The sequence below is a fragment of the Sphingomonas sp. Leaf5 genome (assembly GCF_001421155.1).
GTDB lineage: Bacteria > Pseudomonadota > Alphaproteobacteria > Sphingomonadales > Sphingomonadaceae > Sphingomonas.
In genome coordinates this window covers 49,269-70,036 of record NZ_LMJZ01000008.1, presented here as the reverse complement: position 1 = coordinate 70,036, position 20,768 = coordinate 49,269, and the positions used below count along the sequence as shown (strand labels likewise).

Here is a 20,768-nt window from a genome sequence, read left to right as displayed (position 1 = left end):
CCCGCCTGCGCGGGGGTACGCTGGCTGTTGGGGCATGGTGCCTGCCGCCACTCCGTCATTCCGGCGAAGGCCGGAATCCATTGTGTCGGGGGTTTTCGACTCGTTCGCGACCGTCTGCCCATCCATGGATCCCGGCTTTCGCCGGGATGACGGGGAAGGGCAGACCGCGCCGCGCTCCTGCAACCGCTCTCGCAGCACTTGCGCCGCCGGGTCGGTGCCGACAACGCAGGCGGTATCCAGCGGCATGACGACCGGCGCGGCGGTGGCGAGAAGGGCGGCGGCGATCATGCGTGGCCGGGCCGGTCCTTGGGATCGCGACCGAACGCCTTGTTGGGTTCGGCCGCCATGTCGAACACCAGCCGCCCACCCTTCGCCAGATCGGCGTGGGCAATCCAGCTCTTGGTCCACGGCCGCCCGTTCCACGTGACGGCACGGACATAGGGGCGGTCGGGCGCATTGCCGCGCGCCTCGACGATCAGCCGCTTGCCGCCGCCGACCCGTACCGTCGCGCGGTCGAACAGCGGGCTGCCCAGCACATAGGTCGCGCTGACCGGGTCGACCGGATAGAAGCCGAGTGCGGACAGGAGGTACCATGCGCTCATCTGGCCGCAGTCGTCGTTGCCGATGATGCCGTCGGGGCGGTCGTGGTACATTTCGGTCAGCAGGCGGCGGACCATCGCCTGCGTTTTCCACGGCGCGCCGCACCACGCGTACATATAGGCGACATGGTGGCTGGGTTCGTTGCCGTGCGCGTATTGCCCGACCAGTCCCGAGATATCGGGCGGGGCGTCGGCGGGGAGTTCGGAGGAGGCGGTGAACAGCCCGTCCAGTTTCGCCTCGAACGCGGCATCGCCGCCCATCGCCGCGATCAGGCCGGGGATGTCGTGCTGGTTGAGGAAGGTCGCCTGCCAGCCATTGCTTTCGGTGAAATCGCGCCATTTCTTCGAATGGCCCAGTGCATTGGGGGCATAGGGTTCGGCCCAGCTGCCATCGGCCAACCGCCCGCGCGCGAAGCCGATCTTCGCATCGAACACATTGCGCCAGTTGCCCGACCGTTTGCGCAAGCCGGCGGCACCGGCGGCGTCGCCCGCCGCATCGGCGATGAACGCACCGGCATAATCGTCATACGAAAATTCCAGCGTCTTCGACACGCTTTCGAAGATGCGGTCGGCGGGGGCATAGCCGAGTTCGTCATAGGCGCGAACGCCGATGCTGTTGTCGAGATTGGGCGTCGACCAGTCGAACGAGCGTTTCTTCACCCCGCCCCATGCGGCGGCATAGTCGGCGGATACGCCTTTCGCGCGGGCTTCGGCGAGGACGGGGACGGCGTGCCAGCCGATCATCGTGCCGGTCTCGACCCCCTGCAACGGCCAGACAGGCGGGCCGAACGGGCTTTGCTGCGTCTGGCGGATCAGGTCGCGGGTGAAGGCTTGTGTCAGCGTCGGACGAATCAGCGTCTGTAAGGGGTGGAAGGCGCGGTAGGTGTCCCACAGCGAATAGGCGCTGTACGCCGCTTCGCCGCGCGGCACGGTGTGCGTCTGGCGGTCGAGGCCGATGTACCGGCCGTCGGTGTCGGAGAAGAGTGTCGGGCCGATCGAGGCGTGGTAGAGCGCGGAAGACGCGACGGTGCGTTGTTGCGGGGTGCCGCCCTCGAACCGGATCAGGTCGAGTTCGCGCGCCCATGCGGCGCGGGCCGACCGGGCGTAGCGATCGAAATCCCAATGCTTCGCTTCGGCGGTCAGATTGGCCTTTGCGCCGTTCAGGTCGACGGCGGAGATGCCGGTGCGCAGGACGATTGGCGCGGCACCGGCGTCGTCATAGTGCAGCACGGCCTTCAGGCGCTTGCCGGTGACGCCCTTGTTGCCCGCCGGTGCGTCGTTGTCGCCGAAGAACTCGATGCGGTCGGGTTGGCGCGAGAGCTGCATCGCGAAGAAGATGCGGCGACCCTTGGCCCAGCGGAACACGCGGCGGGTGCCGGTGATGCTGCCATCGGGTTCGAGGGTGAGCGCGGCCTCGTCGATATAGGGCGACTGGTTCGGCCCCTCCATCACCAGATGCGACAGGTCGATCAGGATATGGCCGGGGCCTGTCGGAAAGCGATGACGCTGGATGCCGGTGCGGTCGGTGACGGTCAGTTCGGACCGGACGCCGCTTTCGAGAGTGACGGCATAGTAACCGGGTTCGGCGACCTCGTTCGAGAAACGCTGGCGATAGCCCTTGTCGGGGTCGTCGAGCGGGCCGCCGTCGAGTTGGACAGGGCCACGCGTCGGCACAACCAGCACGTCGAGCATGTCGCCGATGCCGGTGCCTGACAGGTGCGTGTGGCTGAAGCCGAGGATCGAGCCGTCATCCTTGTGATAGCCCGAACAGGTCGCCCAGCGCGCGGTGTCGGTGTCGGGGGACAGCTGCACCATCCCGAACGGCATGGTCGCGCCGGGGAAGGTATGGCCGTCGCCGCCGGTGCCGATGAACAGGTCGGGGCGGGCGGGCGCGGTGCCGGCCGCACCGACCGGCAGGGCATCGACCAGCGCCAGCGCGGCGGTGCCGCCGAGCATGGCGCGGCGGGAAAGCGTCGTCATTTCGGCAACTCCTGCGTGCCCGCGATGGTGAAGGCGATATCCTGTCCGGGGGTGCTGCCGGGTTGGCCGCCGCCGACGAACAGGCGATAGTCGCCCGGCCGCACCGCGCGGGTGCCGTCGAGCGATACGGTGCTGAGCAGGCGGGGGTCGAGGGTGAAGGTCACGGTCTTGGCCTGTCCGGGTTTCAGGGCGACGCGCTGGAAGCCGACGAGGCTGTGGCGCAGGACCGGGTCGTTCCATGCGCCGACCTTGTTGAGGGCAGCGGGGGCGATCAGATAGGCTTGCGCGACCTCTTCGCCGGCTCGTTTGCCGGTGTTGGTAATGCGCGCGGTGACGGTCAGGGGCTGGCCGGCGGTCAGGGTCGCCGGGGCCGTGGCGTCGGCATAGGCGTAGCTGGTGTAGCTCAGGCCGTGGCCGAAGGCCCAGAGCGGGGTGCCGTCGAAATAGCGATAGGTGCGGCCCTTCATATTATAGTCGACGAAGGCGGGCAGGTCGCTGGTCTTGGCGTAGAAGGTGACAGGCAGTCGGCCCGACGGGTTGGTCGTGCCGTCGAGCATATCGGCGATGGCGGTGCCGCCGACCTCGCCCGGATACCAGCCGGCGACAATCGCGTCGGCATGTTGCTTGGCCCATTCCATCGCCACTGCGCTGCCCGACAGCAGGACGACGATCAGTGGCTTGCCCGATGCCTTGACCGCTTCGAGCAGTTGCTGTTGCGCTTGCGGCAGGGCGATGTCGGTGCGGTCGCCGCCCGAGAAGCCGGCGACTTCGAGGCGGAGCGCCTCGCCCTCGACCGCCGGGGACAAGCCGACGAACGCGATGACGGCGTCGGCGGCTTGCGCGGCGGCGACGGCCTGTGCGCGCTGCGGGGCGGCGGGCGCGATCCATGTCAGGCGGATGCTGTCGTCGGTGCTGGCATGGGTCAGGTCGAGGCGGAAGGGCTTCGCGCCCGCGTCGGCGAAGTCGAGCACCGCCTCCATCCGTTCGGACTTGCTGTCGTTGGCCGCGCCCTCGACGGCGGCGGTGCCGGTGGCGCTGAGCACATCGCGGCCATCGACCCACAGCTTCACCGCGTCGCGGCCCGAACATTTGTCCCAGCAGCGGTTGATGTCGATACGCAGCGTGTAGCGGCCCGGCCCCGGCGGGGTCAGCGTGCCGGTCCAGCGGACGCCGTAGCGGTCGACCGGCAGCTTTGGCGTCGGGCTGGTCCGCCGCCAGTTGAAATCGATCGTGCGGTCGGTGCGGGTCAGGACGGGCGCGCCGGTCATCGCCGGGTCGGCGAAATACTCTGCCTTCAGCCCCGAACCGAAGGCGGTCTGCGGCACGGGCAGGGGCACGCCGTCGGCCAGCGTCGACCCCTGCGCATAGGTGACAGCGAAGCGGTTCGTCAGGCCGGTCAGCGGCGTTACGGGGTCGGCGGCGGTGCCGTTGTAATTGGCCTCCAGCACGTCGAGGCTGTCGGCATTGGGGCCGATGACCGCGATCCGGGCACCGCGCTTCAGCGGCAGGACGCCGTTATTCTGGAGCAGGACCAGCGATTTGCGCGCCGCCTCCAGCGCCAGCGCGCGGTTGGCGGGGGTGTGGAGCGCGCTGGCCGGGATCGAGTCCCAGCGGCTCTTGCTGCCGAACGCGTCGCCGAGGCGCTTGCGGGCTTCGAAGGTACGCTCAAGCGCGCGGTCGACGATGGCAGGCGTGGTCAGGCCGCGTTCGAGCGCCTTGGGCAGCGCGGCATAGGCCGAGCCACAGTTCAGGTCCATGCCGGCATTGATCGCGGCGGCGGAGCCGGCGGCGTTGTCGAGGGCATAGCGTTGATAATGGGCGATGTTGCCGATCGCGTCGCAGTCCGACACGACCAGCCCGTTCCAGCCCCAGTCGCGCCGCAGCCGTTCGTTGAATAGCCAGCCGGCGGCGCAGACCGGGACGCCGTGAATGCCGTTATAGGCGCACATCACCGATTGCGCCTTCCCCTCGGTCAGCGCGCGGCGGAAGGCGGGGAGGTAGGTCGCCTCCATGTCATAGGGTGCGGTCTGGACGCTGAACGCATCGCGGCCCGCCTCCGGCCCGCTATGCGCGACCAGATGTTTCGGCGTGGCGATGACGCGGGGCTGCAGCGGGTCCGGTCCTTGCAGCCCGCGGACATAGCCGACCGCCATCGCGCCGGTCAGCACCGGGTCCTCGCCATAGGTTTCCATGCCGCGCCCCCAGCGCGGATCGCGGAAGATGTTGATGTTGGGCGACCAGAGGGTCAGCCCCTCGTACCGCCGCCGGTTCCTGCCCGGCAGCGCATTGTATTTGGCGCGCGCCTCGGTCGACACGACGGTGCCGATCCGTTCCATCAGCGGCGCGTCCCATGTCGCCGCCAGCCCGATCGCCTGCGGAAAGACGGTGGCGACGCCGTTGCGGGCGAGGCCGTGCAGCGCCTCGTTCCAATAGTCGTAGGCGGGTAGCACGTCGCCCTGTGCCGGGGCGGTGCTTTGCAGCTGCGCCGCCTTTTCCGCCGGGGTCATCGCGGCGATGGTCGCGGCGATCTGCGGATCGGGTTCCGCTGCCCCGGCGAGCAGCGCGAGAAGGATGCTCACTTGTTCGCTCCCAGCGTTTGCAGGCGCAGCGCTTTCCTGAGTGCGCCGGTCGATGCCTTGCCGTCGATCGTCACCGTCACGCTTTCGCCGGGCAGCAGGTCGAGGAAATTGTCCGACGCCTGCACGTCGAGTGTGCCGAAGCCGATCCACAGCGCGCGGGCCAGCCGCTTGGCGGTGATGGTCAGCGCCGGTTTGCCGTCCTGCGTCGACCAGCTGGTGGTAAGTCCCGGATCGGGCAGGTCCATCGCCTTTTCGGGCAGCGCCGATACCAGCGCGCGCGAGGTCGGCTGACCATCGACCAGCAGTTCGAACACCGCGAAGCTGCGTTTGGGATCGGCACCCTTGAACAGATCGGCGTCGGTCAGCGTGGCGATTTTCGTCGACGACAGCGCCGGCAGTTGCACCGCCCGTTCGAACTGGCTGGCGACGCGGCCATCGACATCGATCGTCCGCACCCGCCAGCGCGCAGTGACCGGGCGGGTCGCGTCGGAAATCAGCGCGACTTCGGTCGGGCCATCGGCCTTGCGTGCCGCCGAGATGGCGAGCGGGGCGAAGAAGCGGCGCGCGGCGAAGTGCAACGCCTTCCACCGGCCATAATAGTCGATGCTCGACCATGACGCGCCGGGCCACACATCGTTCAACTGCCAATAAAGCGTGCCGCTGGTCACGGGACGACAGGCGCGGTGGTGGAGCGCACCCAGTTGGATGCCATCGGCCTGCATCACCTGGCTGAGATACACGAAATCGGCGAAGTCGCGGGGTTCGCGATACCGCAGGCGGATATAGTCGAGCAGCCGCTGTTGCCCGGCACCCTTCAGGAATTTCTGGTGTGCGGTCATGACGGGCGAGTCGATGGCGTAATCGGCGGGTTTCGCGAACTTCGCGATGGTCGCCATGTCGGGCATCGCCTGCAGCCCATATTCGGACATGAAGCGCGGGCAGCTGTCGAGGTACGCGGTGGCGGGCTTCTTGCCGCCCCACACGTCCCAATAATGGCGGTCGCCATTGCCGTCTTGATCGGGCTTGCCCTCGTAATTGGCGCTGGGGCTGCCGGGCCAGTACGGCACGTCGGCATCGCGGGCGGAGGCGGCGTCGCGCAGCACGCGGTCGAACAGGATCGCCATGCCGACGCCGACGCGTTCCTGTTCGTCGGCCCCGACGCGCTTCTTGAAGGCGGTGCGGTCGCTCCAGCCCTCCCAGCCCGACAGCACTTCGTTATTGCCCGACCACAACACGATCGAGGGGTGTGCCTGTACGCGGTCGACCTGTTCCTCGGCCTCGATCTTCACCGTCTCGCGATACTCGGGGTCGTATGGCGTGATCGCGCCGCCGAACATGAAGTCGGACCAGATCATCAGCCCCAGCCGGTCGGCGGTGTCGAAGAAGCTGTCGGGCAGGTACATGCCGCCGCCCCAGATGCGCAGCATGTTCATGTTCGCCGCCTGCGCGTCGCCCATGATCTTTGCCATGTACGTATCGGTGACGCGCGGGCCGAAGCTGTCGAACGGGATCAGGTTCGCACCCTTGGCAAAGACGGGCACGCCGTTGATCCTGAACAGGAAGCCGCGACCGATCGCGTCCTTCTCCCGCACCAGTTCGACGGTGCGGATGCCGGTCGAGCGTTGCTGGCTGTCCACCAGTTCCCCGTCGAGCCGGGTTTCGGTGACGACGGTGTAGAGCGGCTGCGCGCCATAGCCGGCGGGATACCACAGCTTCGGATTGGCGATGGCGACGGGTACGCTGACCCGGTTCGCGCCCGCCGTGACCGCGACGGTGCGGGTCGCGCGGACCTTGCTGCCGTCGGGCGCGGTGACGATCGCGTCGACCTGCACCGTCGCGTCGCGATCGGCGATCAGGGTCACGTCGGCGAACAGGCGTGCCTCGGTCGGGGTCACCGCCTCCTGCTGGACGCGCAAGCTATCGATGCGGACGTCGTCCCACGCATCGACCCGGACCGGGCCGTTGGGGCCGACATTGACGATGCGGGGACCCCAGTCCCAGCCATAATGATATTTCGGCTTGCGGATATAGGGCGAGGTCTGCCGCGCCTCCGGCTCGTCGCCCGCCGTCGAATCATATTCGCCGGGCAGCGGGTTTTCGAGTCCGGCGACCATCGGCTTCAGCACGCCGAGCGGCGATTTGAATGCGATGCGGATCTCGTTCGCGCCGGCCTTCAGCAGTGGTCTGGCGTCGGCGCGCCAGCGGCGGTGCGCATTGTCGGCGGCGAGCAGCTTGGTGCCGTTGACGAACACCTCGGCAAAGGTGTCGAGCCCGTCGAAGACCAGATCGACATGGTCGCGCGCCAGCAGCGCCGGCGTCGCGTTCAGCCGCCCGCGATAGTCCCAGTCGCTGCGCCCGACCCACTGGATCGTCGCCTCGTTCAGCCGGAGGAAGGGATCGGGCGTGATCTTCGCCGCGATCAGATCGGTCTGGACATATCCCGGCACCTTGGCGGGCAGCCAGCGCGCGGCCTTAGGGCGTTCCTTCGCCGCCGGATCACCGGGGGCGAGCCGAACCTCCCAACCCTTGTCGAGCGTCACCGTCTCGCGCGGTGCCGCCCAGAGTGCGGCGGGGGCGGCGGCGAGCAACAGGAACAGGGCTGGCTTCACTTGGACTCTTCCAGTTGCAGCGTGTCGATGGTGTAGAAGGGATGCGACAGCGGCGAGGTGAATTGCAGGCACACATCGGCATCGCCCGCCTGTTTCGGGAAACGGCCGGTGAAGTCGAACCGGTTGGGCGCGGTGTCGGGGTCGGGCAGCGGGAAGGTCGCGGCGACCACGCCGTCACATCCGCCGACGCGCATCACCAGCTCGCCATATTGCGTGACCGAATAATGCAGGCGGACCTTGCCCTCGTCATGCGCGAGGCCATAGTTGCGCGGCAGGCGCGCGACGGTGACCTTGAACGCCTGTGCGACGTCGAGCGGCATCTTCAGCGCCTGGGTACAGGTGTCGAACAGGTTGACGTTATAGGCGGGCGCATCGCCGCTCTGGCCCGAGACCAGCGGCACGCGCAGGCCCAGCGCCCCCTTGGGACACGCCACCATGTCGTTGCCGCCGGTCGCGCGCAGCAGCGCCGGACGGGTCGCGTCGAAACGGCGTGGCACGGCGAGCGCATGGCCGTCCTTCGCAAAGGCGGCGGCGGTGATCGTCTGTCCCGGCCGTGCCGCGACCGGCGCGGCATAGGCGCGCGAGCGGGCGGTCGGCTGGCTGCCATCCGTCGTGTAGCGGATCGTGCCGGCACCGGTCTGCGTCGCCATCGTCAGTTTCGGTGCCTTGCCGCGCAGTACGTCGCCGTTCGACCCATCGAGCGTGTAGCCGACCGCGAAGGCCGCGTCGGCGGCGGCGATCCCCTGCCGCTGATAGCGCAGCATCTGTGGCTGGATGCGTTCGACGAACCCCTTGAAGTCGCGCTTGTCGCGCGGGCTCCACGTAAATTCGGCGATCGCCGACAGGCGCGGGAAGGTGGCGTGTTCCTTCTGCTTCGCCGTCGCCAGATATTCGGACCATGCATTGCCCTGCGCCCCCAGCACGTGCGCGGCGGCCTGTGCCGTCACGCCGGGGCGGACCGGTTCATAGCCATAGACCATCTCTAGCGTCTGGAGCCCGATGCGGCCGGGCGGTTCGTCGCCGGCGGTCGACTGGATATTGTCGAGATAGAGGTTGGGGGCGGGCGACATGACCACGTCATGGCCCTTGTTCGCCGCCTCGACCGCGCCCGCCTCGCCGCGCCACGACATGACGGCGGCGCTGGTGGGCACGTCGCCTTCGAGGATTTCGTCCCAGCCGATCAGGCGGCGATTCTTCGACGCCAGATATTTGCCGAGTTCGGAGATCATCCAGCCCTGCATCTGGTTCTCGGTCTTGAGGCCCAGCGCCTGCATCTGCGCCTGTACCTCGGGCGAACGCTGCCACTGGTCCTTCACCGCCTCGTCGCCACCGACATGGATGAACTGGCCGGGGAAGATGTCGAGCAACTCGTCGAGCACGTTCTTGATGAAGGTCATGCTGCGCGGGGAGGGGGAGAACAGCCACGGATTGACGCCCCAGTCATGCCCGACCGGCGGGCGGTCGCCGAGCACGCCGACCTCTTCCGGATAGGCCGCGACCGCCGCCTGCGCATGGCCGGGCATGTCGATTTCGGGGACGATGGTGATGCCGCGCTCCGCAGCATAGGCGACCAGCTTGCGCAGTTCGTCCTGCGTGTAGAACCCGCCGACCTTCGGACCCGGAGCGCCGCCCGCGACGGGGGGAAAGCGGAAGCCGCCGATCTCGGTCAGCTTGGGATAGCGTTTGATCTCGACGCGCCATCCCTGATCGTCCGACAGGTGCATGTGCAGCGTGTTCAGCTTCTGCGCGGCCATGGTGTCGACGATCGGGTAGAGCGTCTCGATCGGCTGGAACGACCGCGTCACGTCGACCATCAGCCCGCGCCAGCGAAAGCGCGGGCTGTCGTCGATGCTGGTCGCGGCGACGCGGACCGGCTTGCCGAATTTGGTGTCGGGGCTGAGCAGCTGGGCCAGCGTCATCGCGCCCCAGATCAGCCCCCGGTCGCCGCTGGCGGTGATCGTGATCGCCTTTGGAGTGACGGTCAGGCGATAGGCCTCGTCACCGGTGATCGCCGCATCGCGGACGAAGTTGATCTTGCCGGTGGCGGCGGTGGTCAGGGTCAGCCCGCGATCGACCTTCACCCGGTCGGTCAGCAGCCGCGCGGCGGTGGCGGCACCGGTGTCACCGGCGGGCACGACGATGCCCGCGCCATCGGCGATGGTGATCGATCCGCTGGCCGGCGCGATCCGCGCGGGCAGGGGCAGGAGCGGGGCGGTCTGCGCATGGACCGGAGCGATGGTCGCGGTGGTCGCGGCAAGCGCCGCCCAGATCAAATGCTTCACGCTGTTACTCCCCTGTGGCTGGCACGCCGATTCGCTGTGCCAGGAACTCTAGCGGCCCGAACGAAAAAAGGCCCCGGCAAAGCCGGGGCCTTCGACGAATCGGGGGGCACGGGCCGCACCCCCCGTATCGCCGGCCCCCTTACATGCGGAAGGTGGCGCTGAGCGAGAACACGCGACCGTTCTTGTAGATCGACGTCGGTGCGTCCGGCGTGCTGCTGTACTGATAATAGGTTTCGTCGAGCAGGTTCGACGCCGCCGCCGTGATGCCGATGCCTTCCGAAATCGCGTAGCTGATCTGCGCGTCGAGCTGACGGTAGGAGTCGGTATAGTCCGAGCTCGCCTGACGACCGAAGCGATAGAAATACTTCGAACGCCGGTTGTAGCTGACCCGGGCCTGGAACGGACCTTCCTCATAATAGGGAACGATCGTGAAGGTGTGCCGCGACAGGAAGGGCAGGCCGTTGGCGAACGGGGTTTCCGCATCGGCAAAGGTGTAGCTGCCCTGCACGCCGAAGCCCCAGATCAGGTTGGTGTTGCCCGACAGCGAGATGCCGGTCACCGACGCCTTGCCGCCGTTGCGCGGACGGTTGATCGAATACACGCCGGTACGGCCGGTCGCATCGTTGACCAGCGTTTCATCCTGCACCGAATTGCCGACATAGTTCGAGATGTCGCGGTAGAAGAATTCCGCCGCGAGGAAGCTGGCCGGCGCGAAATACCATTCCGCCGACAGGCCGTAGTTGGTCGCGGCATAGGGCTTGAGGTCGGCATTGCCGCCGCTGCCTTCGCCGATGTCGGTGCTCGGATTGGCCGGATTGGCGGTCAGCACGCGCACGTTGGTCGATCCGGCAAGATCGCCGTAGCGCGGACGGGCGATGACCTTGGCTGCCGAGGCGCGCAGCACGACGTCCTCACCCGCCTGGAAGATCACGTTGGCGGCCGGCAGGAAGCGCGTCTCGTCCGAATTGACCGTGGTCAGGAGGACCGAATTGTCCTGCTTCGTTTCATAGAAGGTCGAACGGTCCGACGTGTTGACCAGACGGCCGCCCACGTTGCCGCGAACCTTGCCCAGCTCGAAATTCGCCTGGATGTAGCCTGCCGCGATCTTTTCACGAACGCGCCAGTAATCGCCCTTCGACAGGCCGCGATCGTCGGTGAAGTTGCCGTACTTGGTCAGCGCGCCGAGAATGCCGTCCTTGTCGAGCGTGGCATAGGGCGTGCCGTTCCCGGACGTGCCGAGGCCGTTGTACAGGTTGCTGTCCTGAACGTAGAAATCGAGATCGGCCAGCGTATAGTTCTGGTTGGTGAAGATCGCGTTGCTGTAGGTCGTGTTGCCGTTCAGGTGCGATGCATAGCGGCCACCGAACAGGATGGTCTTGAGCGGACCGAAGTTGACGTCGCGCTTCACGTTCACTTCACCGAAGACCTCGTTGTCGGTGGTGAAGCCCGACTGGAGCGGGATGCCGCCGATCTGGCGACCGAAGAACTTGCGGCCGTCGGTGGCGGTGATGTTCTCGCCGCCATTGGCGGTGAAGTTGCTCAGCCACTTGGTCGCGTCGCTGGCCGGCGAGTTCCAGTTGACCTGCGTGTTGCGGCCGTTCGCGCCGGCGGTGAAGCCCTGCTGCGTACGGAAGTCGAGCAGATATTCAGGGTCCTTGCCGCCGGTCGCGCGGGTGGCGCCGAGGTTGCCGTTGATGACCCAGTCGCCCGGCGTCCAGTCGACCAGCAGCGATACCGAGTCGTTCTTCAGCCGGGTGCGGCGGTAATAGGTGTCGAGCTGGCCGGTCGAACCGCGCTGGCCCGCTGCAATGCCGGTGAAGGTCGCCGAATCGACGATGCCCGGCTGGCCGTTCTGACCCGGAACGAAGGTCGCCGCGGTCATCCGCGATCCTTCGAAGCCATAGGTATATTCGGAATTCGACACGTTGTCGTAATTGCCGCGGATGATCAGCCCGGTGCCGGTGACGGTCAGGTTGTCGGTCGGCTTGGCCGAGACCGCGCCGCTGAAGCTGATGCGCTCGCGCTCCTGTTTGAAGAATTCGCGGGCGAGGAACGAGGCATAGCGCGACGCGCTGAATGCCGAGATGGTGGCGGCGGTGGGGCGCGAACCGTTGATGGTGGCACCCATCACCGCGCGACCGTCGGCACCATATTGGATCGGATTGCGCGAGCCGTCGGCATTGGTCGTGCTGAAGCTTTCGAGCAGCGCGGCACCGGTGCGGTACCAGTAGCTGGCGACGCCGGCGCGGCTCAGCTGTTCCTTGTCGTAGCTGACCGAGCCGAGGAAGCCGATCGTCTCGTCCTGGTTCTTCCAGCTGTACAGCGCCGAACCGCGGAAGCTGCCGCGCTTCGCACGGTCGTTATATTCGCCGCCGGCGGTCGCGGCGATCGTGTTCGACTTCAGCTCGAGCGGCTTGCGGGTGACGATGTCGACGGTGCCGCCGATGGCGCCTTCCTGAAGCCGGGCTTCGGGCGTCTTGTACAGGACGGCCTGGCTGATGATCGTCGGCGACAGCAGCGAGTAGTTGAACGAACGGCTCGACCGGTCGGACGGGTTGCCGCCCCAGTCGGCCGAGGCGACCGAGTGGCCGTCGATGGTCACGCGGTTCAGCGCGGGTTCGGTGCCGGCGATCGAGAGCTGCTCGCCTTCGCCGAACTGGCGGTCGACGGTGACGCCGGGCAGGCGGGCGAGCGAGTCGGCGATGTTGCTGTCGGGCAGCTTGCCCACGTCTTCGGCCGAGATGACGTCGACGATCGAATCGGCGCGCCGCTTGGTCGCGATCGAGTCGGCGATCGACTTGCGGATGCCGGTGACGGTGATCGTGTCGTCTTCAGCCGTCGAGCTGGTCGGTGCGGGCGCTTCCTGCGCCAGTGCCGGCGTCGCCACGGCGACCAGCGCGGTGGAGGCTAGATATGCGAAACGCGAAAAAGCCATGGTCCCTACCCCTTCTATCCGGGCGCGAAATGCGCCCTCCCCGATTGGCCGCGACGGGCAACGACGCCATGCGCCACGCTTTGGTACTATATTGGTACCATGCAAGCTCGTTTTGGTCGGTCGCAATGTGACCAATTACGATAATAAAATCTACATAAAAATGAAAAAGAGTTGCACCGGTGAGAAAATATGATGCTGCACCGCGCGAAATTGGCCAATTCACACCGTTATCCGTCAATGACACGCAATATACTTACAAAAACACGTAAGGGCTGGTCAACCGTATACAGTAGTAGGTACCGATCAGGCGGTGGTTCGAGGTAGTGCCAATAATGGTACAACGACGCCGGACGACCGGCTAATGCCCCCGGTTTTCGTACCGCTCGCGCACTTGCGTAGTACCAAAAACATACCTATCACGGTGATTGTGAACGTCCAGACCGCCCTTTACGTTGATCGCCCGATGGGTATGAAGGGCGTGGGTATGGAATTTTCAGATCGGGTCGGCCGGCTGCGCGACGACGCGCACGCGCCGCTCTATGTCCAGTTGCAGCAGCTGGTCCGCACCGCGATCGAGCGGAAGATCCTGCAACAGGACGACGCGATCCCGCCCGAACGCGACCTGGCCGTCGAATATGACGTGTCGCGCATCACCGTGCGCAAGGCGATCGAGGGGCTGGCCAAGGAAGGACTGGTCGTCCGGCGGCGCGGGGCGGGGACCTTCGTCGCGGCGCGGGTCGACAAGAGTTTTTCGAAACTGTCGTCCTTTTCGGAGGATATGGTCGCGCGTGGCCGGGTGCCGAGCAGCGCGTGGGTGTCGAAATCGACCGGGCTGGTCACGCCCGAGGAATCGATGTCGCTGGGCCTGTCGCCGGGCGCGCCGGTCTATCGGTTTCAGCGGATGCGCTACGCCGACGACGTGCCGATGGCGGTCGAATATGCGACGATCGCGGGCAATTGCCTGCCGGGCGTCGATGCGGTCGGCGACTCGCTCTATGCGGCGCTGGAGGCGGCGGGATCGCGGCCGGTGCGTGCGTTGCAGCGGTTGCGCGCAATGGCGTTTCCCGCCGAACAGGCGCGGCGGCTGGGGGTTGAGACCGGTCATGCCGGGCTGTTCATCGAACGGCGCGGGTTCCTCGCCGATGGCGACACGGTCGAATTCACCCAATCCTATTATCGTGGCGACGCGTACGACGTCGTCGCCGAACTCAACGCAAGCTGATCCGGCGCGGGCCGGCACCAAGAGGGGGTTCATGACGTCCACCGTCGAAACCGGGCCGAAGCCGGTCGTTGCCGAGCATACCGCCATGCACCGCGAAGCGGGGGAGGGCGGTGCGTCCGCCGCCCGTTTCCTGTCGCGCAATGCGCAGGCGCTGGCCGATCTTGGCGCATCGCTGCGCGCCGATCCGCCGGCGCTGGTCGTCACCTGCGCGCGCGGGTCGTCGGATCATGCCGCGACCTATGGCAAATATCTGGTCGAGACGCTGTGCGGCGTGCCCGTTGCCAGCGCCGCGCCGTCGGTCGCGTCGGTCTATGCGACGCGGATGGAGCGGATGAACGCGCTGGTGATCGCGGTGTCGCAATCGGGCCGCAGCCCCGACCTGCTGCGCACGGTCGAAAGCTACAAGGCGGCGGGCGCGCGAGTCGTCGCGCTGGTCAATGTCGAGGATTCGCCGCTCGCCGCGCTGGCCGACACCGTGCTGCCGCTGTCGGCCGGGCCGGAAACGTCGGTCGCGGCGACCAAATCGTTCATTGCGTCGCTGACCGGCCTCGCCGCGATCGCCGCGCACTGGAGCGAGGATGCCGCGCTGCTGGCGGCGCTGGACGCGCTGCCCGCACAGCTGGAGGCGGCGTTCGGGCTCGACTGGACGGCGGTTGCCGACACGCTGGTACAGGCGCGCAACCTGTTCGTGATCGGGCGCGGCTACAGCTTCGGCGTGGCGCAGGAAGCGGCATTGAAGATGAAGGAAACCTCGGCGCTCCATGCCGAGGCGTTCAGCAGCGCCGAAGTCCGCCACGGGCCGATGGCGATCATCAACGACGGCTTCCCGCTGCTCGGTTTCGCGACGTCGGACGATGCCGGCGACGACGTTCGCGCGGCGGCGGCGGAATTCGCGTCGCGCGGCGCGGCGGTGCATCTGGCCGATGCGTCCGATGGCGACAGCCACCCGCCGACGATCCGCAGCCATCCCGCGATCGAACCGATCCTGATGATCCAGAGCTTCTACCGCATGGTCAACACGGTGTCGCTGCGCCGGGGCCTGAACCCCGATCAGCCGCCGCATCTGCGCAAGGTCACTGAAACGCGATGAGCAGCTTCGTCTTCCGCGGCGGGCGCGTGCTCGCCGACCAGTGCCAGCAGGAAAGCTGCGCGTTCCGTGTCGAGGGCGGCGTCATCACCGATTTCCACGCCGGTGACGATGCGCAGGTGATCGACCTCGACGGCGGCTGGCTGGTCCCGGGTTTCGTCGATACGCAGGTCAATGGCGGCGGCGGGGTATTGTTCAACGACCACCCGACCGTCGCGGGCATCGCCGCGATCGGCGCGGCGCATGCGACCTATGGCACCACCGCCTTCCTGCCGACGCTCATCAGCGACCGGCTGGACGTGGTTGCCGCGGGCCTCGACGCGGTCGATGCCGCGATCGAGCAAGGCGTGCCGGGGGTGGTCGGCATCCATGTCGAAGGGCCGTTCCTGAACCCGCTACGCAAGGGCATTCACGACGCGAACCATTTCCGCGCACTGGACGATGCGGCGATCGAGTTGCTCACCCGGCCGCGCAAGGGCGTGGTGATGGTGACGTTGGCCCCCGAACGCAACGAACCCGCCGCCATCGAGCGGCTGGTCGCGGCCGGGGTGATCGTCAGCATCGGCCATAGCGATGCGACCTATGAAGAGGCGCGCACCGCGATCGACGCGGGCGCGCGCGGCGTCACGCATCTCTACAACGCGATGTCGCCGCTCAAGCATCGCGATCCGGGCGTGGTCGGGGCGGTGCTGGAGGACAAGTCGGTCTATGCCGGGCTGATCGTCGACGGCGCGCATCTGCATCCCGCCGCGATCCGCGTGGCGCTGGCGGCACGGCCGATCGACCGGTTCATGCTGGTGACCGATGCGATGCCGACGGTCGGTGCGAAAGCCAAGGAATTCGTGCTCAACGGGCAACCGATCCATGTCGAAAACGGCGTGTGCGTCGATGCCAACGGCACGCTGGCCGGATGCGATCTCGACATGGCGACGGCGGTGGCCAACACCCACGCACTGGGTGTCGCGTTCGAGGATGCGGTGGCGATGGCATCGGCCAATCCGGCCGCGTTCCTGCGCCTGTCGCACCGGATCGGCAGCCTCGATATCGGGCATAGCGCCGATTTCGTCTGGCTCGACCGGGACCTGACCGTGCGCGGCACGTGGATTGCGGGCAACCGCATCGTCTGACCCCGGTTCGCCGGGACGAACAACAGCATCCGCGCGGATCGCCGGGGGGCGGACGTGCGCACGAAGGGGCCGACCATGACCGCCATCCTGCTGACCGCACCGCTGCAAGGCTGGGCAAACGCGCTCGACGAGGTGCCCGACGCGGTGTTCGCGGGGCGGATGCTGGGCGACGGGGTCGCGATCGACCCGACCGGCGGCACGCTGCACGCGCCGTGCGACGGCGAGGTCCTCACGCTCCATGCCGGCGGCCATGCCATCACCCTGCGCGGGGAGGGCGGGGTCGAGCTGTTGATGCATGTCGGGATCGACACGGTGCAGCTGGGCGGCCGCGATTTCACCGCGCGGGTAGGGGTCGGCGACCGGGTCGAGCGTGGTCAGCCGCTGATCGATTTCGACCTCGACGCGCTGGTGCGGGCGGCACCGTCGCTGATGACGCCGCTCATCGTCACCAATGCCGATGCCTTTCGCATCGTCCGGCGTGAAACCGACCGCGTCGTCGGGATCGGCCAGCTGCTGATGACCGTCGAGCCGATCGCGGCGACGGCACCCGCCACGCCGTCGGCCGAGGGCGAGCGGATCGTGGAGCAGGTGCGCGTGGCGATGGCGCACGGTCTGCACGCGCGGCCGGCGGCGAAGATCGGTGAGGTCGCGCGTGGCTTCGTCGCGACCAGCTGGCTCGGCAAGGACGGGGCCGAAGCCCGCACCACCGGTGCGGTCGGCCTGCTCGGGCTGGGCGTGCGGTTCGGCGACACGATCGACGTGATCGCGAGCGGCCCCGACGCGCGGGAAGCCGTCGCCGCGCTGGTGACGCTGATCGAAAGCGGTATGGGGGAGCGCGCCAAACAGGCCGCGCCCAGTCCCGTGGTCGCCCCGCCACCGCCGCCGCCGGCGGTCACCTTGCCCGAGGGGCAGTTGGCGGGCACGCTGGCGGCGCCGGGCTATACGATCGGCACCGCCCGCTGGCTGCGCGTCGCCGAGATCGCGGTGCCGGTCGACGGGCAGGGCGCGGCGATCGAGGCGGCACGGCTTGATTCGGCACTGTCGGCGGTGCGCGAGACGCTGGCGACGACGACGGGTGAGGGGGCGGCGATCCGCGCCGCGCATATCGCGTTTCTCGACGATGCCGATCTGCGCGAGGCGGCCAATACCGCCATCGGGGAGGGCCGCGATGCCGGCCATGCTTGGCGCGCGGCGACGCGGGCGCAGGCGGCGACGCTGCGCAATCTCGGCGACGCGCGGCTGGCCGAGCGTGCCGACGATCTGCTCGACCTCGAACGGCAGGTGCTGGGCGAACTGACCGGCACGCAGGCGGAGGCGATGACCTTCCCCACCGGCACCATCCTGCTCGCCGACGATCTGCTGCCGTCGCAGGTGATGGCGATCGATCCGGCGAGCGTCATCGGCCTTGCGGTCGAACGTGGCGGGCCGACCTCGCACGTCGCGATCCTTGCGGCGACGATGGGGCTGCCCGCGCTGGTCGCGATCGGCGCGCCGCTGGGGGCGGTCGCAGATGGCGCGACGCTGATCCTCGACGCCGATGGCGGCGTGCTGCACGTCGATCCCGATGCGGCGACGCTGGCCGAGGCACGCGCCCATGCCGATCGCCGCACCGCCGACCGCGACGCCGCGCTGGCCCGGGCGACCGAAGCCTGTGTCACGCTCGACGGCGTCCGGATCGAGGCGTTCGCCAATCTCGGGTCGATCGAGGATGCGAAGGCGGCGATGGCCAATGGCGCGGAAGGGTCGGGGCTGCTGCGCACCGAATTCCTGTTCCTCGACCGCGACAGCGCGCCTGATGCTACCGAACAGGCCGCGCTTTACGGCGCGATCGCCGCCGAACTCGACGGACGGCCGCTGATCGTGCGGCTGCTCGATATCGGTGGCGACAAGCCCGCCCCCTATCTGCCGATCGCCCCGGAGGAAAATCCGGCGCTGGGCCTGCGCGGCATCCGCGTCGCGCTGGCCATGCCCGATATTCTCGAAACCCAGTTGCGCGGCATCCTGTCGGTGCAGCCGGTCGGGCAATGCCGGATCATGATCCCGATGGTCGCGAGCGTCGCCGAAATCGCCGCCGTGCGCACGGTGGTCGACCGGCTGCGCGCCGAACTGGGCATCACCGACCGGGTCGAGGTCGGCATTATGGTCGAAACCCCCGCCGCTGCGGTCACCGCCGCGACGCTGGCGGCGCATGCCGATTTCCTGTCGATCGGCACCAACGACCTGACCCAATATGCACTGGCGATGGATCGCGGCAATCCGGCGGTCGCCTCGGGCATCGACGGGCTGCACCCCGCCGTGCTGCAACTGATCGCGCACACGACCGACGGGGCGGCGCGGTATCGTCGCTGGGTCGGGGTGTGCGGCGGGCTGGCATCGGATCGGCTGGCGATCCCGCTGCTGGTCGGGCTGGGCATCACCGAATTGTCGGCGTCGCCCCGATTCGTCCCCGAATTGAAGGCGCTGGTCCGGCGGCTCGATACCCATCGCTGCCGCCTGCTGGCGGTCCGCGCGCTGGCGGCGGCATCGCCGGCCGAGGTGCGGACCATGGTTCGCGAATTTCTTCAGGAGCAGGGCGTATGAAGTCGATCGTCGAAACGCTGCAGCCGATCGGCCGTGCGCTCATGCTGCCGATCGCGGTCCTGCCGGTGGCAGGGCTGTTGCTGCGGCTGGGCCAGCCCGACCTGCTCGACATCGCCCTGCTGGCGGCGGCGGGCGATGCGTTGTTCAACAGTCTCGGCCTGCTGTTCGCGATCGGCGTGGCCTGCGGCATCGCCCGCGACGGCAACGGCGCGGCGTGCCTTGCCGGCGTGGTCTGCTATCTGGTCGTCAAGAATGGCGGGCCGGTGTTCCTGACCGTACCGGCCGACGTGACGCAGGGCTTCGATGCGGGCGTGGCAGCGACGCTGTCGGCGGCGTGGAAGGCAAAGGCCTTTGCCAAGCTCGACGTGCCGATCGGGATCGTTGCCGGGCTGATCGGCGGCCATGCCTATAATCGCTATGCGACGATCAAGGTGCCCGAATATCTGGCGTTCTTCGGCGGGCGGCGGTTCGTGCCGATCGTCAGCGGCGTGGTGGGCATCGGCATCGCCATCGTGGTCGGGCTGAGCTTCGGCGGCATCACCGCCGCGCTCGATCTGCTCAGCCGTGGACTGGTGGCGTCGGGCAGCTTCGGCCTGTTCGGGTTCGGCCTGCTCAACCGGCTGCTGCTGGTCACCGGGCTGCATCATATCCTCAACAACGTCGCGTGGTTCGTGCTCGGCGATTTCGGGGGGACGACCGGCGATCTGCGTCGCTTCTTCGCCGGCGATCCGACCGCGGGGGCGTTCATGGCCGGCTATTTCCCGGTGATGATGTTCGGCCTGCCCGCCGCATGCCTTGCCATGTACCGATCGGCGCTGCCCGACCGGCGCAAGGCGGTGGGCGGCATGTTGCTCAGCCTCGCGCTGACCAGCTTCCTGACCGGCGTGACCGAGCCGATCGAATTCTCGTTCATGTTCCTCGCACCCGTGCTGTACGCGATCCATGCGGTGCTGACCGGGCTGTCGATGGCGCTGATGGACTGGCTGGGGGTGAAGCTCGGCTTCGGCTTCTCGGCCGGCCTGTTCGACTATGTGCTTAATTATGGAAAGGCGACCCGGCCGCTGATGCTGCTGCCGGTGGGTGCCGTCTATTTCGCGCTGTATTACGGGGTGTTCCGCTTCTTCATCGTGCGGTTCGACCTGAAGACGCCGGGCCGCGATGCCAGTGCGCCGACGATGACCGGCGCGCCGGCCACCGGCGATGGCGCGCGCGGGCGGGCGTTTCTTGCCGCGCTGGGCGGCAGCGGCAACCTCGTCAGCATCGGGGCATGCACCACCCGGCTACGGCTGGTCGTTGCGGACCAAGCGCTGGTCGACGAAGCGGCGCTGAAGGCACTGGGCGCGATGGGCGTGCTGCGCCCCTCGGCCCGCGCGGTGCAGGTCGTGGTCGGCCCGATCGCCGATCAGGTAGCGGAAGAAATTCGCGAAGCCGGGGCCAACGGTCCGGCCGCCCCCCCGGTCCCAGCCCCGCCAGCCGAAGTGCCTGTCACGCAGCCGACCCTTCCGGCGGCGCTGATCGAGGCGTTGGGCGGGGCAGGTGCGATCCTGCGCGCCGAACCACTGGCGGGCCGGATGCGCGTCGAACTGGCCCAACCGGCGACGATCGATCCCGCGACGTTGCCGGGCGTCCGCGCGGTGGCACAGCCGAGCGCGACGGTGGTGCATCTGTTGCTGTCATAGTCCGAAGGTGTGTTGCGGAATTAGCACGGCTGTTAGCAATACGTGTCGCATATATGGTATCTAGTTTTATTCGATATTGACCCTTGTGC

The 20,768-nt window shown here is 67.8% G+C and carries 10 protein-coding genes; 5 read left to right on the top strand and 5 right to left on the bottom strand.

Annotation, left to right across the window (positions count from 1 at the left end):
* Positions 1-284: 284 nt before the first annotated feature.
* The 5 genes from ASE50_RS07920 to ASE50_RS07900 all read right to left on the bottom strand — a co-directional run bounded on the left by ASE50_RS07920 (position 285) and on the right by ASE50_RS07900 (position 12,984).
* Positions 285-2,579, bottom strand: a complete 2,295-nt coding sequence (locus tag ASE50_RS07920) for a GH92 family glycosyl hydrolase (RefSeq protein WP_056398181.1) — start codon at positions 2,577-2,579, stop codon at positions 285-287.
* Positions 2,576-5,158, bottom strand: coding sequence for a glycoside hydrolase family 3 C-terminal domain-containing protein (locus ASE50_RS07915; RefSeq protein ID WP_056398179.1), 2,583 nt, complete (start codon positions 5,156-5,158; stop codon positions 2,576-2,578). Before ASE50_RS07915 ends, ASE50_RS07920 begins: the two co-directional genes overlap by 4 nt.
* Complete coding sequence (locus ASE50_RS07910; RefSeq protein WP_056398177.1) at positions 5,155-7,767, bottom strand: beta-mannosidase; 2,613 nt, start codon at positions 7,765-7,767, stop codon at positions 5,155-5,157. Before ASE50_RS07910 ends, ASE50_RS07915 begins: the two co-directional genes overlap by 4 nt.
* Positions 7,764-10,049 (bottom strand): beta-N-acetylhexosaminidase, encoded by a 2,286-nt coding sequence (locus ASE50_RS07905; RefSeq protein WP_056398175.1) that lies wholly within the window; start codon positions 10,047-10,049, stop codon positions 7,764-7,766. The genes ASE50_RS07910 and ASE50_RS07905 overlap by 4 nt, the downstream gene beginning before the upstream one ends.
* 139 nt (positions 10,050-10,188) lie before the next feature.
* Positions 10,189-12,984 (bottom strand): TonB-dependent receptor, encoded by a 2,796-nt coding sequence (locus tag ASE50_RS07900; protein ID WP_056398172.1) that lies wholly within the window; start codon positions 12,982-12,984, stop codon positions 10,189-10,191.
* A 484-nt stretch (positions 12,985-13,468) separates the two neighbouring features.
* Here ASE50_RS07900 and ASE50_RS07895 point away from each other — a divergent pair, with 484 nt between their 5' ends.
* The 5 genes from ASE50_RS07895 to nagE all read left to right on the top strand — a co-directional run bounded on the left by ASE50_RS07895 (position 13,469) and on the right by nagE (position 20,679).
* A complete protein-coding gene (locus ASE50_RS07895; protein WP_056398169.1) occupies positions 13,469-14,206 on the top strand; it encodes a GntR family transcriptional regulator in 738 nt (245 codons plus the stop codon).
* 31 nt (positions 14,207-14,237) lie between these two features.
* On the top strand, positions 14,238-15,296 hold the full coding sequence (locus tag ASE50_RS07890; RefSeq protein WP_056398166.1) for an SIS domain-containing protein: 1,059 nt from the start codon (positions 14,238-14,240) through the stop codon (positions 15,294-15,296).
* Complete coding sequence (gene nagA / locus ASE50_RS07885; protein ID WP_056398163.1) at positions 15,293-16,420, top strand: N-acetylglucosamine-6-phosphate deacetylase; 1,128 nt, start codon at positions 15,293-15,295, stop codon at positions 16,418-16,420. Before ASE50_RS07890 ends, nagA begins: the two co-directional genes overlap by 4 nt.
* Positions 16,421-16,495: 75 nt before the next feature.
* Positions 16,496-19,000, top strand: a complete 2,505-nt coding sequence (gene ptsP / locus ASE50_RS07880) for a phosphoenolpyruvate--protein phosphotransferase (RefSeq protein ID WP_056398160.1) — start codon at positions 16,496-16,498, stop codon at positions 18,998-19,000.
* Complete coding sequence (nagE, locus tag ASE50_RS07875; RefSeq protein WP_056398154.1) at positions 18,997-20,679, top strand: N-acetylglucosamine-specific PTS transporter subunit IIBC; 1,683 nt, start codon at positions 18,997-18,999, stop codon at positions 20,677-20,679. The genes ptsP and nagE overlap by 4 nt, the downstream gene beginning before the upstream one ends.
* Positions 20,680-20,768: the final 89 nt, after the last annotated feature.

Excerpts from the sequence above, each read along its gene's own strand:
- ASE50_RS07920 (WP_056398181.1), bottom strand. The coding sequence starts at position 2,579 with ATGACGACGCTTTCCCGCCGCGCCATGCTCGGCGGCACCGCCGCGCTG.
- ASE50_RS07900 (WP_056398172.1), bottom strand. The coding sequence starts at position 12,984 with ATGGCTTTTTCGCGTTTCGCATATCTAGCCTCCACCGCGCTGGTCGCC.
- ASE50_RS07895 (WP_056398169.1), top strand. The coding sequence starts at position 13,469 with ATGGAATTTTCAGATCGGGTCGGCCGGCTGCGCGACGACGCGCACGCG.
- ASE50_RS07890 (WP_056398166.1), top strand. The coding sequence starts at position 14,238 with ATGACGTCCACCGTCGAAACCGGGCCGAAGCCGGTCGTTGCCGAGCAT.
- nagA (WP_056398163.1), top strand. The coding sequence starts at position 15,293 with ATGAGCAGCTTCGTCTTCCGCGGCGGGCGCGTGCTCGCCGACCAGTGC.
- ptsP (WP_056398160.1), top strand. The coding sequence starts at position 16,496 with ATGACCGCCATCCTGCTGACCGCACCGCTGCAAGGCTGGGCAAACGCG.
- nagE (WP_056398154.1), top strand. The coding sequence starts at position 18,997 with ATGAAGTCGATCGTCGAAACGCTGCAGCCGATCGGCCGTGCGCTCATG.